The organism is Rhodobacteraceae bacterium LMO-JJ12 (assembly GCA_021555075.1).
In the GTDB taxonomy this organism is placed as follows: domain Bacteria; phylum Pseudomonadota; class Alphaproteobacteria; order Rhodobacterales; family Rhodobacteraceae; genus JAKGBX01.
This window is the reverse complement of record JAKGBX010000003.1, coordinates 432,008-457,400: the sequence shown is the minus strand read 5'-3', so window position 1 is coordinate 457,400 and position 25,393 is coordinate 432,008. Positions and strand designations below refer to the sequence as shown.

19 protein-coding genes, 1 tRNA gene and 1 pseudogene are annotated in these 25,393 nt (G+C 58.2%); 14 read left to right on the top strand and 7 right to left on the bottom strand.

Annotation, left to right across the window (positions count from 1 at the left end; genetic code table 11):
- Positions 1 to 71: 71 nt before the first annotated feature.
- Positions 72 to 887 (top strand): hypothetical protein, encoded by an 816-nt coding sequence (locus tag LZG00_18415; GenBank protein MCF3595962.1) that lies wholly within the window; start codon positions 72 to 74, stop codon positions 885 to 887.
- Positions 888 to 1,068: 181 nt separating this feature from the next.
- On the opposite strand, the gene dnaE is transcribed toward LZG00_18415, so the two are convergent.
- On the bottom strand, positions 1,069 to 4,584 hold the full coding sequence (dnaE, locus tag LZG00_18410) for a DNA polymerase III subunit alpha (protein ID MCF3595961.1): 3,516 nt from the start codon (positions 4,582 to 4,584) through the stop codon (positions 1,069 to 1,071).
- 557 nt (positions 4,585 to 5,141) lie between these two features.
- On the opposite strand from dnaE, the gene LZG00_18405 reads away from it, so the two are divergent.
- The 9 genes from LZG00_18405 (at position 5,142) to LZG00_18365 (ending at position 12,860) form a co-directional block, all read left to right on the top strand.
- On the top strand, positions 5,142 to 6,659 hold the full coding sequence (locus LZG00_18405) for an ABC transporter ATP-binding protein (GenBank protein ID MCF3595960.1): 1,518 nt from the start codon (positions 5,142 to 5,144) through the stop codon (positions 6,657 to 6,659).
- 50 nt (positions 6,660 to 6,709) lie between these two features.
- Entirely contained in the window at positions 6,710 to 7,795 is a 1,086-nt protein-coding gene (locus tag LZG00_18400) for an ABC transporter permease (protein MCF3595959.1), read from the top strand.
- Entirely contained in the window at positions 7,792 to 8,712 is a 921-nt protein-coding gene (locus tag LZG00_18395) for an ABC transporter permease (GenBank protein MCF3595958.1), read from the top strand. Before LZG00_18400 ends, LZG00_18395 begins: the two co-directional genes overlap by 4 nt.
- Before the next feature lie 45 nt (positions 8,713 to 8,757).
- Complete coding sequence (locus tag LZG00_18390) at positions 8,758 to 9,831, top strand: BMP family ABC transporter substrate-binding protein (GenBank protein MCF3595957.1); 1,074 nt, start codon at positions 8,758 to 8,760, stop codon at positions 9,829 to 9,831.
- Between the two features lie 232 nt (positions 9,832 to 10,063).
- A complete protein-coding gene (locus LZG00_18385; GenBank protein ID MCF3595956.1) occupies positions 10,064 to 10,309 on the top strand; it encodes a hypothetical protein in 246 nt (81 codons plus the stop codon).
- A complete protein-coding gene (locus tag LZG00_18380) occupies positions 10,306 to 10,716 on the top strand; it encodes a hypothetical protein (GenBank protein ID MCF3595955.1) in 411 nt (136 codons plus the stop codon). The genes LZG00_18385 and LZG00_18380 overlap by 4 nt, the downstream gene beginning before the upstream one ends.
- 119 nt (positions 10,717 to 10,835) lie before the next feature.
- Positions 10,836 to 11,495, top strand: a complete 660-nt coding sequence (locus tag LZG00_18375) for a class I SAM-dependent methyltransferase (protein MCF3595954.1) — start codon at positions 10,836 to 10,838, stop codon at positions 11,493 to 11,495.
- A 102-nt stretch (positions 11,496 to 11,597) separates the two neighbouring features.
- The gene (locus tag LZG00_18370) at positions 11,598 to 11,933 is read left to right on the top strand and encodes a carboxymuconolactone decarboxylase family protein (protein ID MCF3595953.1); all 336 of its coding nucleotides are present in this window, start codon (positions 11,598 to 11,600) and stop codon (positions 11,931 to 11,933) included.
- Between the two features lie 99 nt (positions 11,934 to 12,032).
- On the top strand, positions 12,033 to 12,860 hold the full coding sequence (locus LZG00_18365; protein MCF3595952.1) for a glycoside hydrolase family 25 protein: 828 nt from the start codon (positions 12,033 to 12,035) through the stop codon (positions 12,858 to 12,860).
- Positions 12,861 to 12,894: 34 nt separating this feature from the next.
- On the opposite strand, the gene LZG00_18360 is transcribed toward LZG00_18365, so the two are convergent.
- From LZG00_18360 to LZG00_18340, 5 genes are all read right to left on the bottom strand, one after another.
- A complete protein-coding gene (locus tag LZG00_18360) occupies positions 12,895 to 15,399 on the bottom strand; it encodes an FAD-dependent oxidoreductase (GenBank protein MCF3595951.1) in 2,505 nt (834 codons plus the stop codon).
- A 155-nt stretch (positions 15,400 to 15,554) separates the two neighbouring features.
- Positions 15,555 to 17,192, bottom strand: coding sequence for a hypothetical protein (locus LZG00_18355; GenBank protein MCF3595950.1), 1,638 nt, complete (start codon positions 17,190 to 17,192; stop codon positions 15,555 to 15,557).
- Between the two features lie 154 nt (positions 17,193 to 17,346).
- On the bottom strand, positions 17,347 to 18,156 hold the full coding sequence (locus LZG00_18350; protein MCF3595949.1) for a hypothetical protein: 810 nt from the start codon (positions 18,154 to 18,156) through the stop codon (positions 17,347 to 17,349).
- A gap of 209 nt (positions 18,157 to 18,365) precedes the next feature.
- Positions 18,366 to 20,177, bottom strand: coding sequence for a gamma-glutamyltransferase (ggt, locus tag LZG00_18345; protein ID MCF3595948.1), 1,812 nt, complete (start codon positions 20,175 to 20,177; stop codon positions 18,366 to 18,368).
- Positions 20,178 to 20,409: 232 nt separating this feature from the next.
- Positions 20,410 to 21,396 carry a D-glycerate dehydrogenase gene (locus LZG00_18340; GenBank protein MCF3595947.1) on the bottom strand — a complete coding sequence of 329 codons (987 nt, stop codon included), beginning with the start codon at positions 21,394 to 21,396 and terminating at the stop codon, positions 20,410 to 20,412.
- A gap of 138 nt (positions 21,397 to 21,534) precedes the next feature.
- On the opposite strand from LZG00_18340, the gene LZG00_18335 reads away from it, so the two are divergent.
- The 3 genes from LZG00_18335 (at position 21,535) to LZG00_18325 (ending at position 23,623) form a co-directional block, all read left to right on the top strand.
- The gene (locus LZG00_18335) at positions 21,535 to 21,999 is read left to right on the top strand and encodes an aspartyl-trna synthetase (protein MCF3595946.1); all 465 of its coding nucleotides are present in this window, start codon (positions 21,535 to 21,537) and stop codon (positions 21,997 to 21,999) included.
- A 147-nt stretch (positions 22,000 to 22,146) separates the two neighbouring features.
- Positions 22,147 to 23,487, top strand: coding sequence for a mechanosensitive ion channel (locus LZG00_18330; GenBank protein ID MCF3595945.1), 1,341 nt, complete (start codon positions 22,147 to 22,149; stop codon positions 23,485 to 23,487).
- A 61-nt stretch (positions 23,488 to 23,548) separates the two neighbouring features.
- A tRNA-Gln gene (locus LZG00_18325) sits at positions 23,549 to 23,623 on the top strand.
- Between the two features lie 290 nt (positions 23,624 to 23,913).
- On the opposite strand, the gene LZG00_18320 is transcribed toward LZG00_18325, so the two are convergent.
- Positions 23,914 to 25,001 (bottom strand): IS3 family transposase gene (locus tag LZG00_18320; protein ID MCF3595944.1). Its coding sequence is split into 2 segments (ribosomal slippage): positions 23,914 to 24,740 and positions 24,740 to 25,001, totalling 1,089 coding nucleotides; the frame shifts between segments, so codons are not numbered across the junction.
- Between the two features lie 227 nt (positions 25,002 to 25,228).
- Here LZG00_18320 and LZG00_18315 point away from each other — a divergent pair.
- Positions 25,229 to 25,380 (top strand): annotated as a pseudogene (locus LZG00_18315) (IS5/IS1182 family transposase).
- Positions 25,381 to 25,393 lie beyond the last annotated feature (13 nt).

Genomic DNA, 25,393 nt, shown 5'->3' with positions numbered 1-25,393 from the left:
TTGCTGCGGCCCGGCAAAGGCTCGCCCATTTGTGAATTGGCATTTCAAGCAAGACGCGCCATCTGTGAGGAATGATAACACGTCTCATTCTGTTCGCGACCGTCCTGCTGATACCTGTTTTGCCCGTTCTGGCGCAAACCGGCAGCAATCCCTATGCCCAGATGATCGAAACCCGCATCCTGCCCGGTTGGCAAGCTGCCGATGGCACCCACATGGCGGGAATCGAGATTCGCCTTGCGCCGGGGTGGAAGACCTATTGGCGCGCGCCAGGCGATGCCGGAATTCCGCCGCTATTTGATTGGTCCGCCTCGCGAAATCTGGATAATGCAACGGTCAACTGGCCGACACCCGAGGTTTTCCTGCTCAGCGGCACGCGCACGATTGGCTACGAAAATCGCGTAGTTTTACCGATTTCCGTAGCGCCACGGCGCGTTGGCCAACCGGTGCATCTGTCAGGGACGATAAACCTCGGAATCTGCCGGGATGTCTGTGTTCCGGTGCAGGTCGAAATTGGAGAAATCCTGAAATCTGGCAAGTCGTCACCTGATCCGGTAATTGCCGCCGCATTGGCCGACCGCCCCTTTTCGGCGCGCGAAGCCGGTTTGGAAAGGATGACCTGCACGATTGCGCCCACAAAGGACGGGATAACGCTCAGCGCTGAGTTCACCTTGCCCACAGCCGGTGGGCGCGAGTTAGCCGTGGTGGAAACCGGCGACCCGATGATCTGGGCGTCGGAACCGAAGATCAACCGCAAGGGCGGGCGTCTCTTTGCCGAGTTCGACCTTATGCATGCGTCGGGCGGGCCATTCGCGCTTGATCGCTCCGCACTGCGGTTCACAATTCTCGGGCGCAGCCATGCAGTGGACATTCAAGGCTGTAGCAACTGAGCGCCGGGTTCAAACACAGAAAATTCGTGTGTTTTGAGGCAGCCAAACTGGCGTGAGAGGTATTGCTTAGCGCCGAAGCTCTGAACAGGGGCCCGGCGCTTCAAGGCTGAGGAGGACGATCCATCAGGGCGAAGACCTGAACTGTCGCAAATGGATCGTGCCGTGTTGTGTCACACAGCGATCAGACCTCCTGCACCTCGACCACACCGGGCAGGCTCTTGATTGCGCCCTTGATCTGCGGCGAAACAGGAAACTCTGCACCGGCATCAATCTCGACCTCTCCGGGCAGATCATGGTCCATCAGGCAGAATAATATCGGGCCGCGCCCGCCAGTCTTGACCTTCTCGGCCGCGTCCGCAAGCACATCGGCAACCGATTGCACCGCCTCCGCATCTTCGAGAAATATCTTCAAACCCACACCGCCGACATCGGCGACGACCGTGTCGATCGGCGCAACGGAGCGGCCCAGTAGCTTGAGTTGATCGGATTCCATCGTCGCCTCGACCGTGACGACAACTTTCGATCCGGTTTCGAGAAACTCGCGGGCTTTCTCGAGCGTTTCCGAGAACACCGTGACTTCAAATGCGCCGGTCGTGTCGGAGAGTTGTACGAAGGCAAAGCGGTTGCCGCGCGCCGATTTACGCTCTTGCCGCCCGGCTACGACCCCTGCCATCTTGGCAATCAGCGGCCCTTGTTCGGCCTTGGCGATCACCTGATCGAGCGTAATCACCTCCTTGCGTTTCAGAGGTAGCATATAGTCATCAAGCGGATGACCGGACAGATAGAAGCCCACCGCCTTGAACTCCTCGCCCAGCCGCTCGGCTGGCAGCCAGTCGGCCACTGGTGCCAGACGCGGCTCGGGCAAATCCTCGCCGGCTTCGCCGAACAGTGACACCTGATTGGAGGCGCGCTGTTCATGCACCGCCGCCGAATAGTTCATCAGACTCTCCAGCGCATCAAACACCCGGCGGCGGTTACTGTCGAGTTGATCAAATGCCCCGGCGCGCGCCAACATCTCCAGCGGCCGCTTGCCCACCCGCTTCAAGTCAACCCGGCGGGAGAGATCGAACAGCGTCGCAAAGGGTTTGTCAACGCCATCGACCTTGCGCCCCTCAGTGACCAGCTTCATCGCCTCGACACCGACGTTCTTCAATGCCCCCAACGCATAATGCAGCACCTGGTCCTTCACCGTGAACGTCGCCTCGGAGCGATTCACACATGGCGGCAACCAATCGAGTTCCAACCCCTTGCGCACTTCCTCGAAATAGGTGGCAAGCTTGTCAGTCAGGTGGATATCACAGTTCATCACACCGGCCATGAATTCGACCGGATGATTGGCCTTGAGCCAGGCTGTCTGATAGCTGACCACGGCATAAGCGGCGGCGTGCGACTTGTTGAAGCCGTAATTGGCGAATTTCTCGAGCAGGTCGAACACTTCGCTGGCTTTTTTCTTGTCGACGCCGTTTTCCAGCGCACCCTTCTCGAACTTCGGGCGTTCCTTGGCCATTTCTTCGGCGATCTTCTTGCCCATCGCCCGGCGCAGCAGGTCGGCACCGCCGAGACTATAGCCCGCCATCTCTTGTGCGATCTGCATCACCTGTTCCTGATAGACGATAATGCCCTGAGTTTCCTCAAGAATATGGTCGATCGATGGATGAACCGACTCGCGCTCCTTGATGCCGTTCTTGACCTCGCAATAGGTCGGGATATTCTCCATCGGGCCGGGGCGATAGAGCGCCACGAGCGCCACGATATCCTCGATGCAGGTCGGTTTCATCCGCTTCAGGGCATCCATCATGCCCGAGCTTTCTACCTGGAACACCGCGACTGTCTTGGCAGCAGCATACAGCTTGTAAGTGCGTTCATCATCAAGCGGGATGGCGTTGATCTGGTTCTCGACGCCCTCGGCGGGCACATAGAGCTCGGTCCCATCGGCGCTTACATGCAAAGGCCGCCCCTCGGCCAATATCAAATCAACCGCATTCTGAATCACAGTCAGCGTTTTCAGCCCGAGAAAATCGAACTTCACCAACCCCGCCTGCTCAACCCATTTCATGTTGAATTGGGTTGCGGGCATGTCCGAGCGCGGATCGCGATAGAGCGGCACCAGTTCGTCCAAAGGCCGGTCGCCGATCACCACACCGGCGGCATGTGTCGAAGCGTTTCTCAGCAAGCCCTCGACCTGCATGCCATACTTCAAAAGCCGGTCGACAACCTCTTCGTTGCGCGCCTCCTCGCGCAGGCGATCCTCTTGCGCCAGCGCCTGCTCAATCGACACGGGCTTGACCCCTTCGACCGGAATCATCTTCGACAACCGGTCAACCTGCCCGTAGGGCATCTGCAACACCCGCCCGACATCGCGCACCGCCGCCTTGGAAAGCAGCGCACCGAAGGTTATGATCTGACCCACCTTGTCGCGGCCGTATTTATCCTGAACATAGCGGATCACGTCTTCGCGCCGGTCCATGCAGAAGTCGATGTCGAAATCCGGCATCGAGACCCGCTCGGGGTTCAGGAACCGCTCGAACAGCAAAGAATAGCGCAGCGGATCAAGGTCGGTGATGGTGAGCGCATAGGCCACCAGGCTGCCAGCGCCCGAGCCCCGCCCCGGCCCGACCGGAATGTCATGGTCCTTGGCCCATTTGATGAAATCGGCCACGATCAGAAAATAGCCCGGGAACCCCATACCCTCGATGATGTCGAGCTCGAAATCCAGCCTCGCCTGATACTCCTCTGGACTGACCGCATGCGGGATCACAGCAAGCCGGGCCTGCAAACCTTCGTTGGCCTGACGGCGCAGCTCGACCACTTCGTCATCGGCGAATTTCGGCAGGATTGGCGCGCGTTTGTAGGTCGCAAAGGCACAGCGTCGGGCGATCTCAACCGTGTTTTCAATGGCCTCCGGCAGGTCGGCAAACAAGACCGCCATCTCTTGCGGGCTTTTGAAATAGTGCTGCGGAGTCAGGCGACGGCGGTTCTCCTGCTGATCGACATAGGCCCCTTCAGAGATACAGATCAGCGCATCATGTGCCTCATACATCTCCTCACCGGGGAAATAGACGTCGTTGGTCGCTACCAGCGGAAGGCCCATGGCATAGGCCATTTCCACATTCCCGCGCTCCGAGAGACGCTCAGCCTCGGGCAAGCTGGCATCATCGCGCGGGTGGCGCTGCAACTCGACATAGAGCCGATCGCCGTAAATGGCCGCCAGCCGTTCCATCAGTGCCTGTGCCGCCGGGCGTTGCGCGTTCTGCAACAACCGCCCGATCGGCCCCGTCGGGCCGCCCGTAAGACAAATGACACCCTGATGATACCGGCCCAAATCGTCCAGCGTAACATGCGGCAACTGTCCGTCGCCGCGCAAATAGAGGCTGGAATTGAGCTTCATCAGGTTTTCATAACCCTGCTCATTCTGCGCAAGCAGCACCACCGGCGCGGGCGGCGCCGGGTTTTCCCCGGGCGGCGTCTCCAGATAGGCCAGATCAACCTGACACCCAACAATTGGCTGCACGCCTGCCGCCTGTGCTGCGATGGAAAATTCCAGCGCCGCGAACATGTTGTTGGTATCGGTCACGGCAACCGCCGGCATGTTCAGCTTCTTGCACAGATCCGGCAACTTTTTCAGCCGCATGGCCCCCTCGAGAAGGGAATATTCGGTGTGCGTGCGAAGATGGATGAATCGGGCCGGGTTGCTCATCCTCGCACTCTAGCTTTTCGCCCAGCCGCGGGAAAGCACCAACCTGTTCGGCCCGGGCACAGAATTAGCTGACTTATCAAAATCCATTTTGACAGAAGGCGTATCCATCCAAATGCTTGGCCATATGACTAACCAAATTAGGCGCGATCGCCTTTATCAAGCCATGTCCGATGCCGCCCGCCGCGCCGCAGTGGCCCGCCTCACAATCGCAGAACTTCTTGCCCGCTTTCACCCGCCGCGGGGCGCTTACCGGCGTGAAATCACCCAACGTTCCATTATGATCCACGCGCCATGATCCACTCGCCGTGAAGGCGCCTGCGCTTCTTCTCTAATTCTCAATGTCCACAAAGAGCTGATTAATTGCGCATTTTTTCAACAAGCTGGCATATTTAGAGATTATCTCGCTTTTTATGAAGGACTTTCTTTCGCTCTACAGGAATCCACTCTTGCCAGATCGGGGGCAACCCCGTTCTTATAGCTTCAACGGGGGGGCTTATTGCCCGCAACAAGAAAAACAAACATCCGCGGTGCCGCATGGCACCGGAAAGGACATCTGTGTGACGGGACCATTGCTTGAAATAGAAAGGTTGACCAAGGCCTATCCCGGTGTGGTCGCCAATGATTCAGTGTCTTTCGAGATCGGAAAGGGCGAAATTCACGCTCTGCTCGGCGAAAATGGTGCTGGAAAATCCACGCTGGTGAAAATGATCTACGGGCTTGTGAAGCCCGACAGCGGCGCGATGCGGATGAATGGCAAAGCCTTCACCCCCGCCGAGCCGCGCGCCGCGCGCGCTGCTGGCGTCGCAATGGTGTTTCAGCATTTTTCACTCTTCAACGCGCTCAACGTTGCCGAAAACATCGCACTAGGCATGGAAAACCCGCCGGCCCTGCGCGATCTGGCTACCCGTATCCGCAAGGTGAGTGAAGAATACGGCTTGCCGCTTGATCCGTTCCGCACGGTGGGTGATCTCTCGGCGGGCGAACGCCAGCGCGTCGAAATTATTCGCTGCCTTCTGCAAGACCCCAAGCTATTGATAATGGACGAACCGACAAGCGTCCTGACCCCGCAGGAAGTGCAGATTCTGTTCCAGACACTCTACAAATTACGCACGGAAGGCACCTCGATACTGTACATATCGCACAAGCTCGAAGAAATCAGAACGCTTTGCGATGCCGCGACAATCCTGCGGCTTGGCAAGAATGTCGGTAGCTGCGTGCCGCGCGACACCACGGCGCGGGAAATGGCCGAGTTGATGGTGGGTAGCGAGTTGCAAACTCCAAAATCCGCTGGTGCCAAGCTGGGAGATGTGGCGCTCGACGTGTCTGGGCTCTCCATGCCCTCGCCGGGACAGTTCGGAACGGCACTCAAGAACATCCATTTCGAATTGCGCCGGGGTGAGATCCTCGGCATCGGCGGAGTGGCGGGCAACGGCCAGGATGAATTGCTGCTCGCGCTCTCGGGCGAGATCACTGTCGAACCCGATGCGATCAAGCTGGGAAATCGCCCGATCGGGGCGATCGGACCCAACCGGCGGCGCGAAGCCGGGTTGCTCTGCGCTCCGGAAGAACGTCTCGGTCATGCCGCAGCGCCGGACATGAGCCTGACGGAAAACGCGATGCTAACTGGCGCGGTGCGCCGTGACCTGTCCAGCAACGGCTTCCTGCGATGGCGCCAAGCCCGAGTATTCGCTGAAGAGATCATCAAGACGTTCGATGTGCGCACGCCGGGGCCGGAAAACGCCGCGCGCTCGCTCTCGGGCGGCAATCTGCAAAAATTCGTGATCGGGCGCGAAGTGTTGCAAAAGCCCTATGTGTTGGTCGTCAACCAGCCGACCTGGGGGGTTGATGCCTCTGCCGCCGCCGCCATTCGCCAGGCCCTGCTCGATCTTGCCGCCGGCGGTGCCGGGGTCATCGTGGTGTCCCAGGATCTCGACGAGCTGATGGAAGTTTCCGATCATTTCGCCGCACTTAACGAAGGTCGGCTCACTGAAAAACGCGTGACTTCGGAACTCAACGTCGAAGAAATCGGCCTGATGATGGGCGGCGCTCACGGCATGGAGGTCGCGCATGTTTAAACCTCTGGAATTTGAGTTTTTTGGAAAGATGAAACATGGGGGTGCATGCCATGTTGAAGCTTGAGAAACGGCCGCAACCAAGCAAGGCTTTTGCCTATCTCACACCGCTGTTTGCAGTGTTTGCAACGATGATTGCAGGCGGCCTGCTGTTTGCTGCGCTGGGCAAGAACCCGATCGAGGCGATTCGCACAATCTTCTATGATCCGCTGTTTGGTGAATTCGCCTTCTACTACCGACCGCAATTGCTGGTCAAAGCCGCGCCACTGATCCTGATCGCCATAGGCCTCTCGCTCGGCTTTCGCGCCGGCATCTGGAACATCGGCGCCGAAGGGCAATACATCATGGGCGCGATTTTCGGCGCCGGAGCGGGGCTGGCATTTTTTCCGACCGACGCCTGGTATATCTTCCCGCTGATGATTGTCGCGGGCGCGTTCGGCGGTTGGGTCTGGGCAATGATCCCGGCGCTCTTGAAGGTAAAATTTGGCACCAACGAGATTCTTGTCTCGCTCATGCTGGTCTATGTCGCCGAACAGCTGCTCGCTTCGATGTCACTTGGACTGTTGAAGAACCCCGAAGGCCATGGCTTTCCAGGCTCGCGCAATCTCAAGGATTATCCGGCGGCTTTCAATGACGAATTGATCACCGGAAGCGGTATGCACTGGGGCGTGTTGACCGCGTTTCTGGCGGTGATTTTCGCCTATATCCTGCTCAACCGCCACATGCTCGGGTTTTCCATCCGGCTTACCGGCGAAGCCCCGCGCGCGGCCCGTTTCGCAGGGGTGAAGCCCAACCGGCTGATCGTCTTCTGTCTCGGTATGTCGGGGCTTCTGGCGGGGTTGGCGGGCATGTTCGAGGTGTCGGGTCCCTCTGGCCAGATCAGCATCGATTTCAATACCGGCTATGGCTTTACCGCGATCATCGTGGCGTTTCTGGGCCGATTGCATCCGGTCGGCATACTGCTGGCCGGGCTGTTGATGGCGCTGACCTATATCGGCGGCGAAATCGCGCAGGGCAACCTGGGCCTCCCGGCGGCTGCGATCCAGCTGTTTCAGGGTATGCTGCTGTTCTTCCTCTTGGCGGTGGACCTTCTGACAAACTATCGCATCCGACTGGTGAAACGCGAGGTAGCGCAATGAATTTTTCAGCAATCGATCCGGCCCTGCTCTTGGCCTCGCTGATGGTGGCGGCGACACCGATTCTGTTGGCGGCGATCGGCGAGTTGGTGGTTGAACGCGCAGGTGTGCTGAACCTCGGAGTCGAAGGGATGATGATCACCGGCGCGATCTTCGGCTTCGCAGTGACAGTGGAAAGTGGCTCTCCAACGGTAGGATTCTTGGCTGCTGCGGTGGGCGGCGCGCTGTTGTCGGTGTTGTTTGCACTGCTGACGCAGCTCGCTTTGGCTAATCAGGTGGCCTCGGGGTTGGCGCTGACATTGTTCGGGCTTGGTTTGAGCTCATTGATGGGGCAAGGCTATGTCGGGGTCAAACCGCCGCGCACCCAGGCCCTCGACATCCCGATCCTGAGCGACATTCCGTTTCTGGGCACTGTGCTGTTCAGTCATGATCTGCTGGTCTACTTCGCACTGGCGTTGGTCGCGGCGACATGGGCAGTACTGAAATTCAGCCGCATCGGCCTGGTGCTGCGCGCCGTGGGCGAAAACCATGATGCAGCCCATGCGCTAGGTTACAAGGTGGTGCGGATCCGGGTGCTGGCGATCATGTTCGGCGGAGCCTGCGCCGGGCTTGGCGGCGCTTACATTTCGCTGATCCGGGTGCCGCAATGGACCGAAGGCATGACTGCGGGCGCAGGTTGGATTGCTCTTGCACTGGTGGTCTTCGCCTCGTGGAAGCCATGGCGGGTGTTGTTTGGTGCCTGGCTTTTTGGCGGAGTCACCGTGCTTCAGTTGAATTTACAAGCCGCAGGGCTTGCCATTCCGGCGGAATACCTTTCCATGTCGCCATACCTGATTACCATCCTCGTACTGGTCATCATGTCCGCTGACCGCTCGCGTGCTCCGGCATCGCTCGGTCGCATTTTTCACGCTTCGGGCTGAACCTCGGGGTGACTGCCACTTGAACTAAACAGGGAGTTATCACTCATGAAACTTACAAATCTGCTTGCCAGCGCCGCCGTCGCGCTCGGTCTGGCCACCGCTGCGGTGGCTCAGGACAAGACCAAGGTCGGCTTCATCTATGTCGGCCCCGTCGGTGACGGCGGCTGGACCTATGAACACGACAAAGCCCGTCAGGCTGTGGAAGCGCATTTCGGCGACAAGGTCGAAACAGTCTATCAGGAAAGCGTGCCGGAAGGCGCCGATGCCGAACGCGCGATCACCCAGATGGCTCTGCAAGGCGCCAATCTGATCTTCACCACCTCGTTCGGCTACATGGACCCGACGATTAACGTCGCCAAGAAATTCCCCAACGTGAAATTCGAACATGCCACCGGTTACAAGACAGCCGACAACGTGTCAGTTTATTCGGCACGTTTCTATGAAGGCCGCGCTGTACAGGGCACCATTGCTGGCCGCATGACCAAATCCAACATCGTCGGTTATATCGGCTCGTTCCCGATCCCCGAAGTTATCCGGGGCATCAACAGCGCCTATATCCACGCCAAGAAAGTGAACCCCGACGTTCAGTTCAAGATCGTCTGGGCCTTCACTTGGTTCGATCCGGCGAAAGAGGCCGACGCAGCCAAGGTTCTGATCGAACAGGGCGCTGACGTGATCCTACAGCACACCGATTCGACCGCACCGCACGCCGCCGCTCAGGCTGCCGGCAACGTCATCGCCTTCGGCCAAGCATCGGACATGGCCGAATACGCTCCTATGCCACGGGTCTCCTCGATTATTGACGATTGGGCACCCTATTACATCGCCCGCACCCAGGCGGTGATGGATGGCACCTGGGCAAGCATGAGCACTTGGGACGGAATCGGCCCCGGCATGGTCGGCATCGGCGAGATTTCTGATGCCGTTCCTGCAGATGTAAAAGCCGAGGCACTGGCGATGAAAGACGCAATCGCATCGGGGGCCTATCACCCGTTCACCGGCCCACTCAAGAAGCAGGACGGTTCGGATTGGCTGGCTGACGGTGAAGTTGCCGATGATGGCACGCTGGCAGGCATGAACTTCTATGTTGAAGGCATCGAAGGCAACATTCCGCAATAAGCGCTTACATCTCAAGGTTGCGCCATCGGCGTAGCCCCTTGAAAGGCCCGGAGCTTCACCGGGCCTTTTTTATTGGCGCTTCAGTTCGCTTTCAACCAAACGTCGGCCATTTCCCGCCAGGGTCAGGTATTCCAGACCTTCGCCCACTTCAATCACAAGGCGAATTTGACAACATTGCTACGCGGATACCATTTTTCCGCAATTTTGTTTCAACAAAAGAAGAATTTATCCAATGGCACGTTTTGTAATCGACCTCGGTGATGTAAAGCTCAGCCGCGACGCCGAGCAGGATCTGGCCGCGGAGCTTCAGAGTGTGGCTCTGGGCAAGGTGGAGGTGACAGGCGCGGGCAAAATCCTCGAACAACTTTTCGCCATCCGGTTCCCGCGCGAGTGGCTCGGTCTTATCCTGCGTGAGCGGTTCGAAGACGTTCTCCAGATAGAAAAACAGATAGGTGAGGTAATGGGAAAGCTACGGTGAAATCCGGCCTGCACGACCTGACCTGCCCTTCGGCACCTTGTGCGCGGGGAGCCACCATTCTGGGCGCAATGGGCGAGACGGGCGAGTTGAGCTATCTGCTTACTGAGATGCATGTGGATAAGGGTTTTGTCGAAACTGCACAGGCCCAAGCCACGCCGCCCGAAGCGCGTATGCCTCTTGCTGCGCCCTGCCAAAAGACCGGCTGCGCACAGTGGACCGGCGAAGGCTGCGGCGTAGTGCTTAGAGTGCTGTCTGCAATAGACGCCCAAGGCGGTTTGCCCGATCCGCCGCTGCAGCCATGCGTGATCCGCGCGACGTGTCGATGGTTTGAGGAACGCGGCTCCGCAGCTTGCGGGGCGTGCAAATACATGATCACCGATCAGCCGGCCTTTCACGTCAGCGAATAAGACACGACTGGAGAGGCGGGTGCGCCTCTCCTTACTTACGACAGGGCATGCGCGTTTCGCTTGAAGCCAACGACAGCCCGTGCGAATTTTCCGGCAGGAATGCCTTGAGGATCCGCGCCATGCCCCGCCGCCTGAACCTGCCAGACACCGCGTCGATCGCCCATTCTACTGACGGCGGGCGATTGCATGCGCCCTCAGCCGCACGCAACACGCAAGCCATCCGCGAATTGGTCAAGGCGCACGCGCCTGAACATGGCAAAGCACTCGAAATTGCGTCGGGCACAGGACAGCATGTCGTTGCATTGGCGCACGCTCTACCTGGGGTCGATTGGCAACCCACTGATATTGATGATGCTCGCCGCGCGTCGGTCGATGCCTGGGCGCAAGAGGCCGGGTTGGCGAACATCGCGCCAGCAGCCGAACTTGATGCCACTACACCGGGATGGGCAACGGCTCATCCCGACCGGGATCTGATCCTAGTGGTCAACCTTTTGCACCTGATCTCGGAATCTGAAGCCAGGGTGCTGCTCCACGAGGCGGCGCAAGCCCTCGCGCCGGGCGGCCGTTTCATCCTTTACGGCCCCTTCTTGCGCGACGGAGAGGCGACATCAGAAGGCGACGCCGGCTTTCACACCAGCTTGCAGGCACAAGACCCGGACATAGGCTATAAGAGCGATTGGGATGTCATCGACTGGCTACACGCAGGTTTTCTTGAACTGGTTGAGGTGGTTGAAATGCCTGCCAACAACCTCGCCTTTGTCGCACGCCGGTCGGAATAGACGCAAAGCTTACGCTTGGCTTGATCCCGATCAAGGCCGGAGGCATTTCATCGTGATCAATCAGGGGCAACCTGAGTAAACCTGATCACAAGGACGCCCGAAATGACTTGGACCGATAAGATTGAATCCACACGTAACCAGTTGCGCACCCTCAACAAAGCGATTCCTGAAGCCTCCAAAGGGTTCGCCACGCTATCAAAAAGCGTCAAGGAAAGCGGTGTTCTGGAATTCAAACATAAGGAATACGTTGCTCTCGGTATCGCCGTGGCCACACGCTGCGAAGCTTGCATCGCCTTTCATGTCGACGCCTTGGTGCGCGCCGGTGCAACCCGCGAAGAGGTCTCCGACGTCCTGGCGATGTGCATTCAGATGGGCGGCGGCCCAGCGCTGATGTATGCTGGCAAGGCGCTTGAGTGTTACGACGAACTCGCAGGTTGAAGCCAAGGCTAGTGACCGCTAATTCCGCTCTCGGGGGTTGAAAGCCTGTGCTGTCACCGGGCAGACTGCTCGTAGAACCGTACAACTCCGGAGAGACACATGCCTCACCCCAGCCGCCGTGTCTTCGGGCTTTCGCTGTCTGCCTTCGCGCTTACAGGCTGCGGCGGCGGGCAGACCACAACGATCAACACGCAAGCAACCGCAGGGCGACCCGGCGCCCTGTCTGCCCCTTCGGTGATCCGCCCGAATTTCGGCGATAGTCATCCGATTGATTTCAAAGGGCGTCACCCTGCGCGCTATCCCGTTCACGGAATCGATGCGGCGCGATTTCAAGCTTCCTCCAATTGGAAGGCAGCGCGGGCCAGTGGGGTGAATTTCGCTTGGATAAAGGCCACCGAAGGTGGCGATCTTCTTGACCCGATGTTTCACGAACATTGGCGCGGTGCCAGCCACGCCGGGATCCCCACAGGGGCTTATCATTTCTTTTATTTCTGCACCTCAGCAGAGACGCAGGCCCGTTGGTTCATAAAAAACGTGCGCAAAAGGTCAGGCATGCTCCCGCCGGTGCTCGACATGGAATGGAATCCGTTTTCCCCGACCTGCACCAAACGTCCTCCCGACGATCTGGTCCGGCGCGAAGCGCGCATCTTCCTTGCCGCGCTCGAGGCGCATTACGGCCAGCGCCCGGTGGTTTACACCACGCCGGAATTCTTCAAGGACAACGATCTTGGCCGTTTGCGCAGCGTTGAATTCTGGCTTCGCAGCACCGCCAAAAGCCCAGCCGAAGCCTATCCCGGCCAGCGTTGGCGCTTCTGGCAATATTCCGGCACCGGAATCGTGCCCGGCTTTGAAGGTGATACCGATCTCAACCTGTTCAACGGCTCCGCCACCGATTGGGCCGCCTGGCTGGCTGCACGGCGGGTGTGACCACGCGAGCCGGGCCGAAGCCCGGCCGGCCTACTTACCCATCCACCCGGATATTGGCATTGGACGGATCATATGGGCTGTCTTCCACGATCTCGGCATCCCATAGTTGGTCAAGCATCTTCACCTTCACCTTCTGCCCTATTGTCGCCAATTCCGGCGCGACATAGCCCATACCGATGGATTTTCCAAACACCACCGAATAGCCACCCGAAGTGAGCCGCCCGACCTTGCGGTCGCCATCATAAAGTGCCTCGCGACCCCAAGGATCGGTGTCGTCCGGCCCATCGATCAGCAGGGTGACACATTTGCTGCGGATGCCCTTTTCCTGCATCTCCGCCTTGCCATGAAAATCCTTGGAAAGATCGATAAACCGCGGCAGATCGGCCTCCAACGGCGTTGCATCCCGGCCCAGTTCGGTGCCAAAGGCGCGATAGCTCTTCTCCTGCCTGAGCCAGTTCTGTGCACGTGCGCCGACCAGCTTCATGCCGTGCTTTTCGCCCGCCCCTAGCAGCAGATCCCAAAGGTAATTCTGCATCTCGATCGGATGATGCAGCTCCCAGCCCAACTCACCGGTATAGGCCACACGGATCGCATTGATCGGGCACATGCCAAGCTCGATCTTGCGCGCGGTGAGCCAGGGAAACCTCTTGTTCGAGAGCACACTCGCAGGGTCGGCATCTTTGATAACCTCGCGCAATACATCGCGCGATTTTGGCCCTGCAATGGCAAAGACCCCCCATTGCGTCGTCACGTCCTGAATCTCGATATAGCCGAATTCATCGGCCTTGTCCGCCGCTGCCTTGCGCAGGAAATCGGCGTCATATTCACTCCAGGCCCCGGCGCTGACCAGATAGTAGTCATTCTCGCCATTGCGTACGATGGTGTATTCGGTGCGTGTGGTACCGGCCCCGGTCAGCGCATAGGTCAGGTTGATCCGGCCTACTTTCGGCAGCTTGTTGCAGGTGAACCAATCGAGGAACTGGGTCGCGCCCGGCCCTTTCACCACATGTTTGGTAAAGGCCGTCGCGTCAATCAGCCCGACGCCGTTACGGATCGCCTCAGCTTCGGCCTTGGCATATTGCCACCATCCACCACGCCGGAAACTGCGCGCGTCATGATCGAAACTGTCGGGGGCATCCAAGGGACCATAATAGTTGGGTCGCTCCCAGCCGTTGACGAAGCCAAACTGCGCGCCCAGCGCCTTTTGCCGGTCATAGGCCGGTGCTGTGCGCAACGGGCGGCATGCCGGGCGCTCTTCGTCCGGGTAATGCATGATATAGACGTGATCGTAGCATTCCTCGTTCTTGCGCGCGGCAAATTCGGTGGTCATCCAGTTCTGCGAATAGCGTTTCGGATCGAGGCTCGCCATGTCGATCTCGGCCTCGCCATCGACCATCAGCTGCGCAAGGTAATAGCCGGTGCCGCCTGCCGCTGTGATACCAAACGAAAACCCTTCCGCCAGCCACATGTTGTGCAGCCCCGGCGCAGGCCCGACCAGCGGGTTTCCATCAGGGGTATAGCAGATCGGACCGTTGAAATCATCCTTGAGCCCGCTTTCCTCGCACGTCGGAATGCGGTGAATCATTGCCAGATATTGTTCCTCGATCCGCTCCAGATCGAGCTGAAACAGGTCGGCGCGGAAACTGTCGGGCACGCCATATTCAAACCGCGCCGGCGCACCCTTCTCATAGACGCCCAGGATCCATCCGCCCCGCTCTTCGCGCACGTAAGATTGCGCATCGGCATCGCGCACCACCGGATGCTCTGCGCCGCCATTCTTGCGATACTCGACCAGCGCCGGGTCTTGATCCATCACGATGAATTGATGCTCGACCGGGATCGCGGGCATCTTGATACCCAGCATCTTTGCCGTGCGCTGTGCGTGGTTTCCGCTGGCTGTGACGACATGCTCGGCGGTGATCACCACCTGCTCGTCGCTGGGCACCAGGTTGCCACCTTTCTCTACCATCTTAGTAGCGGTCACTTCCCAAGCCGCACCGTTCCAGTGGAACGCATCAGCCTGCCATTTGCGCTCGATCATCACGCCACGCTGGCGTGCACCTTTGGCCATCGCCATCGTCACATCGGCGGGGTTAATATAGCCATCAGTGTTGTGATACAGCGCACCTTTCAGATCATCGGTGCGAATGAGCGGCCATTTCTGCTTGATTTCGTCGGGCGTCAACCAGACATAAGGCACACCGCAGGTTTCTGCGGTCGAGGCATAGAGCATGAATTCGTCCATGCGTTCCTGGGTCTGGGCCATACGCAGGTTGCCGACCACGGCAAACCCGGCGTTCAGGCCGGTTTCCGCCTCGAGTGACTTGTAAAATTCGACCGAGTATTTGTGGATATGCGTGGTCGCAAAGGACATATTGAAAAGCGGCAACAGACCCGCCGCGTGCCAAGTCGAGCCAGATGTCAGTTCATCACGCTCCAGCAACATCACATCATTCCAGCCGGCGCGGGCCAGATGATAGGCAATAGACGTGCCAACGGCACCGCCGCCAACGACCAGAGCTTTGACTTGGGTTTTCATGGGCCACAACCTTCCGGGCAAGTGCATTCCCCTCCGGTTTTAGCGCACGCGAAAATTTCCGCACAGCCCAGCCGACACTTGGAGGTGCGAATCCGACGCGCAGTGCCAAGATCGGCACCGCGCACCGCATTCAACTCTACGTTTGAGGCTCAGATCTATTGATCAGCCTTGCAGAACTTGCCGGCACCACAACCGCTGCTTTTGTTCCGGGTCTTGCCAGTGGACATACGGGTGACCTTCACGGTCTGATCGCTATCGACTTCGGCGGCGTCAGCCAAGAGGCGTTGCCGCTCTTTACGTACAGCGTCAGCGTTCTTGTTGCACGCGACTTTGCCGTTGTCATGGCGCACCAAACAAGCCCCCGGCGGCAGCCCGCGATCCAGTTCCATCAGGCGCGCAGCCTGTTGTGCTGGTCCATCACCCTTTTGCCTGGCCACCTTCTGAGTATGCTTGAAATAAACCACCTGTTCGGTCGAGAGTTCATTCGGCATTTTCACTGTCGTAAACGCCTTGCTGCTGGAGTAATCCACCTCACCATCCGTCATGGCAAAATCGGTTTCCGCATCGTCCGGGCTTTCAACCTCCCCGCGTCGTTGCGCGGGTGCAATGCCGCCCATTAGCTCCTCGCGCAGGCCGTCGTTCATCTCACCCTTGGGCGTGACGCGCTCTGCTTCAGGGCGCTCCACCATCATCGCCTTAATGCGCTGATACTCGCCCTCCGAAGGCTTACCCGCGATCAGATCACGGATTTCCTTGCGAAAGCCCATATCTATCAACTGACCCAGATCGGGTATCGTTCCGGACGAAATGTCATAGTTTCCATCGGCATATTGGTTGAACAAAAGCATTGCCGCATTGCTGCTTGCCACCTTGAAATCGGCCGCCCTCTCTCTCAACTCGTTGAACAGGTTGCGCTGGCGCATCATTTGAACGGCGATTTGCTGATGGTCTGTCGTCTCGGGAAGAATAACGTCATTTCCGACCATCGCCATTGGCGTTTTGAGCATGCTGTTAATTCCGTCCCAATCAACGGCATTGAGAATTTCGAGCGTCGATTCAAGCGGCGCATTGGCGTGAACCGCGACAATGACCTCCTGATTGAAGCCGACCGTGCCGACCAGACGGCGGAAATGGGCACGATCGAACCCGCCAAGTTTACTGTTTCCATCGTTGTCTTGCAAAACCGCCATCGGGCCGGAAGTTTGTTGTGGCAATTCCACAAAGCCCACTCCGCCGACCACCTGATAACCACGCACCGAATGGTGACTGACCGAGCTCATAGCGCCCATGGCCATTCCAATCATGCCGCTGATCGAGTTTTCCTTAATCGCCTCCTTGGTCCGCAGAGAAACAAGCACTGCCTCATCGCCGCGTTCATATACCCACGAGACCGCGTCCTGAGCGAGCGCCTTTCTGTGTGCTTTCTCCGATTTGATGCTTTCCGCGACCGAGACGGCCGTGCCGTTCTTGGCCATCTCCTCATAGTAGGTGACGCTGTCGGGCATGATTGCCGTGTTTATGTCTTCGGAGTATTTACGACGGGTCCAGCCTTCCGGCGCTTCGGGCAAAAAGGCGATGCCACCAGAGCGCCAGTCGCTCTGGCGTTGTTGTTCACGCTCTTCGGCACGCTTGGCGGCTTTTGCCCCTAGAAACCGCGCCTCGTAGGTATCTACATACTGTTGAACCGACATCTGGCCGAGCGAAAGACCCGACTTGGCCGATTGCTGCTGATAGTCAACGCCAACCCCGACAAGACCCAGCACCCCGACAAATCCGACAGCATAGAAATTCATTGCACTACTCCGTTTCACACTCGCTCACCTTGCTACATTGGTGGCTGCGCTGACTGCTTCCTGCCCGTTGCCCGCATTATTTCTGTCTCGGGCTTGTGGCTATCGTTCCCGCAATTCTTCGCAGGATTGTGGCACTAATTTGGACGCCAGCGGGCTATTGTGGGTCCGTAATCCAGTCGTTCAGATCGTGCCTGCCAGTGAGGTCCAGCTTCTCGGGCCAGGTTTCCGGAAGGTGATGCAGTACCAGCCCAAGTTCACCATCGATCGCCGGGCTGTCCTCGGGCAGCTGCGCCTTCAATGCGACACCGTCGATCCGGGCCAACAGGTTTTCCACGTCGATCTGCGGTGCATTCGAAATGACATCAATGGTCAGTTCATGCCCGATCCGTGCGATATAGCGATCATAGCCAATACCCGCACCGTCCGGTCCCTCGACCAAGCGCCGTTCAAAGGCGAGCCCCTGAACAATCGCAACAATGCTGCCGTCGTAAAGCCCTGCGATCTTCGCCGCCCAATCCGCCGAAGTATAAGCACTTTTTTCAAGCCAAGGCGGCATCTTCATCGCGCCACGCATGAGCCCGATGGCAATCCGGTCATTGCCATTCACATAGACGGCGACGGCGCCATTGATACCTACCTTGTCGTAGAGCATGAATTGCTCAAGATCTTCACCCATGGCCAGCCGCGCCTCGATCCCGTTACCGCGCGCGTCCGCAGTGATCTTTTCGCCATCAGAAGGTAAATAGGCGCGCTTGTGCCACCCCGGCATGCTCTTGGGCAAATGACTTGATAATGCTTGACGCCCCAATGCATCAACTCTGTCGCCGCCGCCAAAGACTTTACCAAATCCGCCGAAGCTCAACGCCATCACCAGCAGCAACTGGAATGCAAAAAACAGGATCCATAACACCAGAATGCTGGTACTCCCGCGCGCTGCACCTATCGGATTAAACATTCCCAGCATTTGAACCGCCCCGCAAACCTGTCTCTTGTTGTTGACAGTTTCTCTGCTGCGCTGGGCAGATTTGTGAGCGCAATCGGGCAATTTTCCGGCATTTTTTCGCAGATCCCGACAAGAGCCCTAAACCAAATGCGTTTTACCAGCATTCAGGACACCTTCGATGGTGCGACGCGCAGCTATCTCTGCCGAATCCCGCCGGTTTGCGGTTCGCTCTATTGCCCGAGCGCAACACCTTCACGGCGCGGATCGGCTCCGCCAGTGAGAGCCCCCCCAGCAGCGTCACGGCTGCCGATACCAATCGCATGCAGGCCCGAGTTCAACCCCCGCAGATTGACCTCAAATCCCATCTCGGCCAGCGGGGCCTGCAAGCGCGTTGCCGCCGTTGCTTCCTCAATCTCGTAGGTGCCAAAGCGATTGACCAGATGCGGCAGGCTCACCGCAGCCTGCACATTCATCCCCCAATCGAGATGCGCAATGATGGTCTTGGCAACGTAGCCAATGATACGGCTGCCCCCCGGAGAACCCAGAACCAGCACAGGCTTGCCATCTTTCAGCACAATTGTTGGCGCCATCGAAGAGCGCGGCCGCTTGCCGGGTGCAACCCGGTTGGCCACAGGCACGCCGTTTTGATGCGAGCGAAAGGAAAAATCTGTCAGCTCATTGTTAAGTAGAAAGCCCCGCACCATCAGCCGCGAGCCAAACGCGTTTTCAATCGTTGTGGTCATCGACAACGCGTTGCCCTCGCGGTCGACAATCGAGATATGCGAGGTCGAAGGAAATTCGATGGCATCGTCATCGGCAAAATGCAGCGCGTGATCGAATTCGGGCGTGCCCGGTGCAACCTCGCCCAGCGCCTGGCCCGTTTCAAGCAACGCCCCGCGCTGTTGCAAATACCCAGCGTCCAGCATCCCCTTGATCGGCACCGGCACATAGTCACTGTCGGCGATGTAGCGACCACGATCGGCAAAGGCCAGACGGCTGGCATCACCGATCAACCGCCACGCCTCTGTGCTGTCGGGGCCCAGCGCTGCCAGGTCATACCCCTCCAGCATCCCCAGGGATTGTCCCACACTTATCCCGCCCGACGAGGGCGGCCCCATACCGCAAACGTCATGCAGGCGATATCGCACGCAAACGGCGGCCCGCTCACGCACCTGATAGAGGCTCATGTCAATCTCGCTTAGCAGGCCGGGATTCTGTTCGACACCACGCACCTTTGCAACGATATCCTTGGCAATCTTACCGCTGTAAAACTGCCCCGTGCCCTGCCCGGCCAGCGCCCGCAGCGTTTCTGCATACTCAGGGTTCTTGAGGATCTGCCCCTCTTCCAGAGGGAAACCACCGGGAAGGAAATAATCCCGCGTCGCCTGATCGACCGACAGCCGTTCGCCGTCCGCCTCAACCATCGCAGCCAGCCGGGCAGAGACCTCAAAGCCCTCATCGGCCAGACGGATCGCATCACTGTAGAGCCCAGCCCATTCCTTGCGACCCCACTTTGCGTGCGCGGTTTGCAGCAAGGCTGGTGTGCCCGGAACGCCAACAGATCTCCCCCCCACCACCGCATCAAAAAACTTCAGCGGCTGGCCGACATCATCAAGAAAAAGCTTCGGCCCCGAGGCGAGTGGTGCGGTTTCACGCCCATCCAGCGTGGTGATCGCGCCGTTTTTCGCATCATACCAGATCAGGAAGGCGCCGCCGCCAAGGCCCGAACTTTGCGGCTCAACCAGTCCCAGCACCGCCTGCACGGCAACCATTGCATCCGCCGCACTGCCGCCGTCCGCCAAAACCCTGGCCCCCGCCGCCACCGCATGTGGGTTGGCCGCGGCGATCATCCACTCCTGCGCGACAACCGGGCGCCCTTCTGCTTTGGCCGCCTGTGCCTCCCGTATTGCCTCCGTGGCTGCATCCATGCTCAAGGCCGTCGGAGCTTCGGGCGCAACGCTGTCGGCGGCGTCCTGCGCCACTGTCACACCCGTCGTCAAACAGATGGCAACCGCCAGGATTGTCTTATGCAGCCACGCCATGTCGCCTCTCCTTGTCGGGCTCGACACCCCGCCCGACTTGCGGTTCATTCAAATTCCCGGTTACGATCGTTCCCTACGCACCAAACCGGTAGAGATTGTCTATAAAAGTCAAACCGCTTTACTATTCGCTGACCTGCGTCACCCTTTGTTCGAGTTCTGACTCTACACTACCTCAAGGATGGGGCTTTCGCCCCTTCAGCCACAACCTGGTACCGCCCAAGGGGCTTTGCGTTTACAGCATAGACGGCAAGACCTGATCTGGCGGGCGATGACCGTCATGGAACGTCTTAATGTTGATGATCACCTTCTCACCCATTTCGACACGCCCCTCATAGGTAGCGCTGCCCATATGCGGGCTCAGAACCACATTGGGCATTTCGCGCAGTTTGGCATTGATCTCAGCGCCATGTTCAAACACATCAAGACCCGCACCGCCGATTTCACCGGCTTCCAGCTGCCTCACCAGAGCGTTTTCATCAATCACCTCGCCACGTGAAGTATTGACGATCACGGCATCAGGCTTGAGCAATTTCAAGCGCCGCGCATTCATTAGATGGAAAGTCGAAGGAGTATGGGGGCAACAAATGCTGATCAGGTCCATCCGCGCCACCATCTGATCCAGACTCTCCCACCAGGTCGCTTCATACTTGGCTTCAATCTCGTCACGCAGCTTTCGCCGATTATGATAATGGATCTGCATACCGAACGCCTGCGCGCGCCGCGCTACCGCCTGCCCGATCTGCCCCATGCCCAGAATCCCCAGCCGCTTGCCATGCACCCGCGTGCCCAGAAGCGCTGTGGGCGCCCAACCGGCCCAATTTCCTGCCTTCATGCGCGCCAACCCCTCGGGAATGCGCCGCGTTACCGCCAGCATCAAAGCCATCGCCATATCAGCAGTATCATCGGCCGACACGCCGGGCGTGTTGGACACCAAAACGCCCCGCTGTCGTGCCGTCTCGACGTCGATGTGGTCCACACCCGAACCATAATTCGCGATCAGTCTCAGCTGTGTGCCCGCATGCGCCAGCAAGCCCGCATCGATCTGGTCGGTGATCGTGGGTACCAAGACATCCGCTGTTTTCACCGCATGCATCAGCTCTGATTTGCTCATCGGCGAGTCGTCATCGCGCAACCTGACGTCGAATAACTCTTTCAATCGAGTCTCGACAACGTCAGGCAAGCGTCGCGTAACAACAACACTCAGGCGTTTCGTGGGCATGCGGTCCCTCCATAGCTTCCATCAGGCTTATCTTGCTGGCAAAGTGACGGATAGTCGGGCGAGGCACAAGAACCTCGTGCAAATTCATTCAGGCAGTTGAGGCAGGACGCGGTGAAAAGCTTCCTTTCGTTCCTATTTTTGGTGCTTTCCCTGACGCAGAGCGTGGCTGCGGCAGATCGTGGCAGCGTGACCAACCTGCCGATCCCGCGCTATGTCTCGATCAAGACCGACGAAGTCAACGTGCGGCGCGGTCCCTCGCTCACTCATCGCATCGACTGGGTGTTCCAGCGCAAGGGCATGCCCCTCGAGGTGACTGCCGAGTATGGCCATTGGCGCCGAGTACGCGACCGTGACGGTGCGGGAGGATGGGTGCATTATTCGCTCCTCTCCGGTGTACGCACGGTGATCTCCGAAAGTGATATGCTCGAACTGCATCTGGGGCCGGACGAAAGCACGCCAATCGCTGCCCGGCTTGAATTGGGCGTGGTCGCGCGCCTTGGCGAATGCAACGCTGACTGGTGTCGCCTGACCGCTGGCGGCTATCGCGGCTGGGCCCGCAAATCACTGCTTTGGGGCGTGAACCCCGACGAGATCCGCGACTAGGATAAGCTTGCGCACAGCCAAGTCCAAAAAGCCACAACAGCCAGAGATTGGAAGTGCGTACGGTCAAACCGGCGTCTCCCCCCTTTTCGCCGCGTCACTTCGCGGCTAACCTCGGGAGCATATAACAAATCATATAACGAATTTCACATGACCCGCTTTATTTTCAGCTTCTTTGTTGCCGTCTGCCTCAACATTACTCCCCTCACCGCCCAATCACCGACACAGCCCAGCGGCACGATTGACGTCGAAGACAGCCGCACCAAGGACGCCGCAATCGCAGTGCGCATTCGTAGCATCCTTGCCGAATTGGGCGGTTACAGTGATGTTACTGTCACCGTCAGTTCCGGCATCGTGACTCTGCGCGGAACGACAATTGACGGCCCTACCGCCGCCCGGCTCAACGAAATCGCCGGGCGTGTCGCCGGTGTCGTCGCGATAGAAAACAAGGTGGTTGAGACGACTGACGTCGTTAGACGTCTGAACCCCGCATTCGAACGGTTCTGGGTTCGTTTGAAGCAATTCACCGCCTATCTACCGCTGCTCGCAATCGCGGTATTGGCTTTTTCTCTCGTCGTGTTGTTTGGGTTTTTCGTGGCCCGCAGACGTCAGCCTTGGGACAAGATTGCGCCCAATGCCTTCATCGCTGATATCTATCGTCAATTAATACGCCTCGCCGCGCTCGTGGCAGGCCTGGTGGTGGCGCTCGACATTCTTGGCGCAACCGCCCTTCTTTCAACCATCCTTGGCGCTGCCGGGATCATCGGTCTGGCCATCGGCTTTGCCGTGCGCGACACAGTCGAGAATTTCATCGCTTCTATCATGCTTTCTATCCGGCAACCTTTCCGCCCCAACGATTCGATCGAGATCGGCGGCGATGAAGGCAAGGTGATCCGCCTGACCTCGCGTGCGACGATCATGATCAATTGGGACGGCAACCATGTGCGCATTCCCAATTCCACAGTATTCAAAAGCCGCATCCTGAACTATTCGCGCAATGCCGAGCGTCGCTTTACCTTCGACATTTCCGTGGCTTATGGCACTGATCTGGCTCTCGCACTTCAACTGGCACATGACACCGTCGCAGCATTGCCTTTCGTTCTGGACAGCCCGGCAGTGAACACCTGGATCGTTGAGCTCGCTGGCAGCGATATCGAACTGAGTATCGTTGGCTGGATCAACCAAAGGGAAACCTCAATTCTCACCGCACGCTCCGAAGCAATCCGTCAAACTCTGCTTGCATTCGAGCATGCTGGCATCGAAATGCCCGAACCCACCTATCGCGTGCTCACCGGTTCTATCGGCGAAGCGCCACAAGAAAAACCGGCCCAACCTGCGTCGGTTCAGGCACCAAACGTCGCCTCTGACCCTGGATCGGTGCTCAATGTCGAGGCCACCGAAGAACAGGAACTCGAACAGATTGTGGCGGAGGAACGCCTGGCTACGAAAGAAGATGATCTGCTGAACCGCGAGGGAGCCGTATCGGAATGAAAAATTTTCTATCTGAGGTCTTGCAAGCCGCCGCATCCTTGCTTAATTAGCGCCTCACCGTTGGGGTGTAGCCAAGTGGTAAGGCAACGCTTTTTGGTAGCGTGTACCGTAGGTTCGAATCCTACCACCCCAGCCAGCCACTTCCGTCCGAACTTTGCATGAGTGCCCCGCGGCGGGCTTCCTCCGAAATGCCCCGGTTAGTGCCCCGGTCCCGCGAACGCTCCGGAGAGGCCCCCGAAGCGCCGAAAGAGACGCCCCGGGGGTGCCGAGGGTGCCGGGATCGATCGGTCGCGACAGGACCATCCCACGGGGCTCTCAGAGGTAGTCGAAGTCGATCCCGTAGGCCCCGCGCTCCCAATCATCGTGCTTGTTGTCCGCCGCTGACCCGGTAATCCCCCCATTTTTAATGGGGTCCAGCCGTAGAATTCAGGCGGCTGCTTTCAGTTTCATAGCGGGTGTAATGCCGCCAATGCCCATGTTGGGTCGCTCGTAGTTGTAAGTCCAGAGCCATTCCGTCGCCTGATCCTGTGCCTCCTCGATGGTTTCAAAGATGTATTGGCTCAACCATTCGCCGCGAACGGTGCGGTTGTAACGCTCGATGTAGGCGTTCTGCTGGGGCTTGCCGGGCTGGATGTGTTCCAGCCTGACGCCCTGTTTCTCGGCCCATTCCATCAACCGTCCACTGATGTATTCGGGGCCATTATCAACGCGAATGGTGTTTGGCTTCCCGCGCCATTCGATGATCTGGTTTAGGCTGCGAACGACGCGCTCGGCTGGCAACGAGAAGTCAACTTCTATGCACAGACCTTCGCGATTGAAGTCATCAAGCACATTTAATGTCCGGATCGATCGGCCGTCTGCCAACTGATCCGCCATAAAATCCATCGACCACGTGTCGTTTGGCAGGTCTGGGACCGCCAGCGGCTCAGGTTTATCACGCTTCAGCCGCTTCTTGGGTTTGATCCGCAGGTTCAGCTCCAGTTCGCAGTAGATCCGATACACCCGTTTGTGGTTCCAACCATAGCCTTGAACGTTGCGCAGATACAGAAAGCACAAGCCAAAGCCCCAGGAACGCTTGTTTGCCGTCAGGCGTTCAAGCCAGTCTGCAATCTCTTCGTTCTCATCGTTCAGCACAGGCCTATAACGATAACAGGTCTCGCTGATCTCAAAAGCACGACAGGCCAACGCAATGCTGACCCCATGCCGTGCGACCGCATTCATGGCCATCTCTCGTCGCAGAGACGGCCTTAACGCTTTTTTCCTAAGGCTTCCTTCAGCAGATCATTCTGCATACTCATCTCAGCATACATCTTCTTGAGACGCCGGTTCTGTTCCGCCATGTCCTTCATCTCTGTGATGAGGGAGGCATCCATGCCGCCAAATTTAGCCCGCCATTTGTAAAAACTGGCGCTGCTCATCCCGTGCTCGCGACACAGCTCAGACACGGGCACACCACCCTCTGCCTGCTTCAAGATGCCCATGATCTGTGCGTCGCTATATCGTGCTGTCTTCATCGTAAATCTCCTCAGATATCTTGCCGAGAAAATTCTACTTTTGAACACCACTAATTTTAGGGGGGATTACCCTTTGAACAAATACAGATGACCCAAGCGGCATGAAACCTAACCAAAATGCATCTTAGCTAAGCCGCAAGCCTGTCCGAAAAAGCAGGACCACTTCACTACATCACGGTGAGGGATTTCGCGGGGGGCAGGTCACGCATAACCCTGTCGGTCAATGGATGCATTGTGTAAAACTACTTGGCAGCGCCTCTCGGCGCGCGACCTCGATCGTCAGGTTACAGAGAACCAAATCCGCGCCGCGATCCTAAACGGCTTCACTGCTCTTGGCATACCCCGTACCGAGGCCATGGGTTTAATCCGTCCGGGGTAAGGGGAAGCCCGTC

Bases quoted from the DNA above. Each gene is read 5' to 3' on its own strand.
- LZG00_18415 (MCF3595962.1), top strand. From the start codon at position 72: ATGATAACACGTCTCATTCTGTTCGCGACCGTCCTGCTGATACCTGTT.
- dnaE (MCF3595961.1), bottom strand. From the start codon at position 4,584: ATGAGCAACCCGGCCCGATTCATCCATCTTCGCACGCACACCGAATAT.
- LZG00_18400 (MCF3595959.1), top strand. From the start codon at position 6,710: ATGTTGAAGCTTGAGAAACGGCCGCAACCAAGCAAGGCTTTTGCCTAT.
- LZG00_18395 (MCF3595958.1), top strand. From the start codon at position 7,792: ATGAATTTTTCAGCAATCGATCCGGCCCTGCTCTTGGCCTCGCTGATG.
- LZG00_18390 (MCF3595957.1), top strand. From the start codon at position 8,758: ATGAAACTTACAAATCTGCTTGCCAGCGCCGCCGTCGCGCTCGGTCTG.
- LZG00_18385 (MCF3595956.1), top strand. From the start codon at position 10,064: ATGGCACGTTTTGTAATCGACCTCGGTGATGTAAAGCTCAGCCGCGAC.
- LZG00_18375 (MCF3595954.1), top strand. From the start codon at position 10,836: ATGCCCCGCCGCCTGAACCTGCCAGACACCGCGTCGATCGCCCATTCT.
- LZG00_18370 (MCF3595953.1), top strand. From the start codon at position 11,598: ATGACTTGGACCGATAAGATTGAATCCACACGTAACCAGTTGCGCACC.
- LZG00_18365 (MCF3595952.1), top strand. From the start codon at position 12,033: ATGCCTCACCCCAGCCGCCGTGTCTTCGGGCTTTCGCTGTCTGCCTTC.
- LZG00_18360 (MCF3595951.1), bottom strand. From the start codon at position 15,399: ATGAAAACCCAAGTCAAAGCTCTGGTCGTTGGCGGCGGTGCCGTTGGC.
- LZG00_18355 (MCF3595950.1), bottom strand. From the start codon at position 17,192: ATGAATTTCTATGCTGTCGGATTTGTCGGGGTGCTGGGTCTTGTCGGG.
- LZG00_18350 (MCF3595949.1), bottom strand. From the start codon at position 18,156: ATGCTGGGAATGTTTAATCCGATAGGTGCAGCGCGCGGGAGTACCAGC.
- ggt (MCF3595948.1), bottom strand. From the start codon at position 20,177: ATGGCGTGGCTGCATAAGACAATCCTGGCGGTTGCCATCTGTTTGACG.
- LZG00_18340 (MCF3595947.1), bottom strand. From the start codon at position 21,396: ATGCCCACGAAACGCCTGAGTGTTGTTGTTACGCGACGCTTGCCTGAC.
- LZG00_18330 (MCF3595945.1), top strand. From the start codon at position 22,147: ATGACCCGCTTTATTTTCAGCTTCTTTGTTGCCGTCTGCCTCAACATT.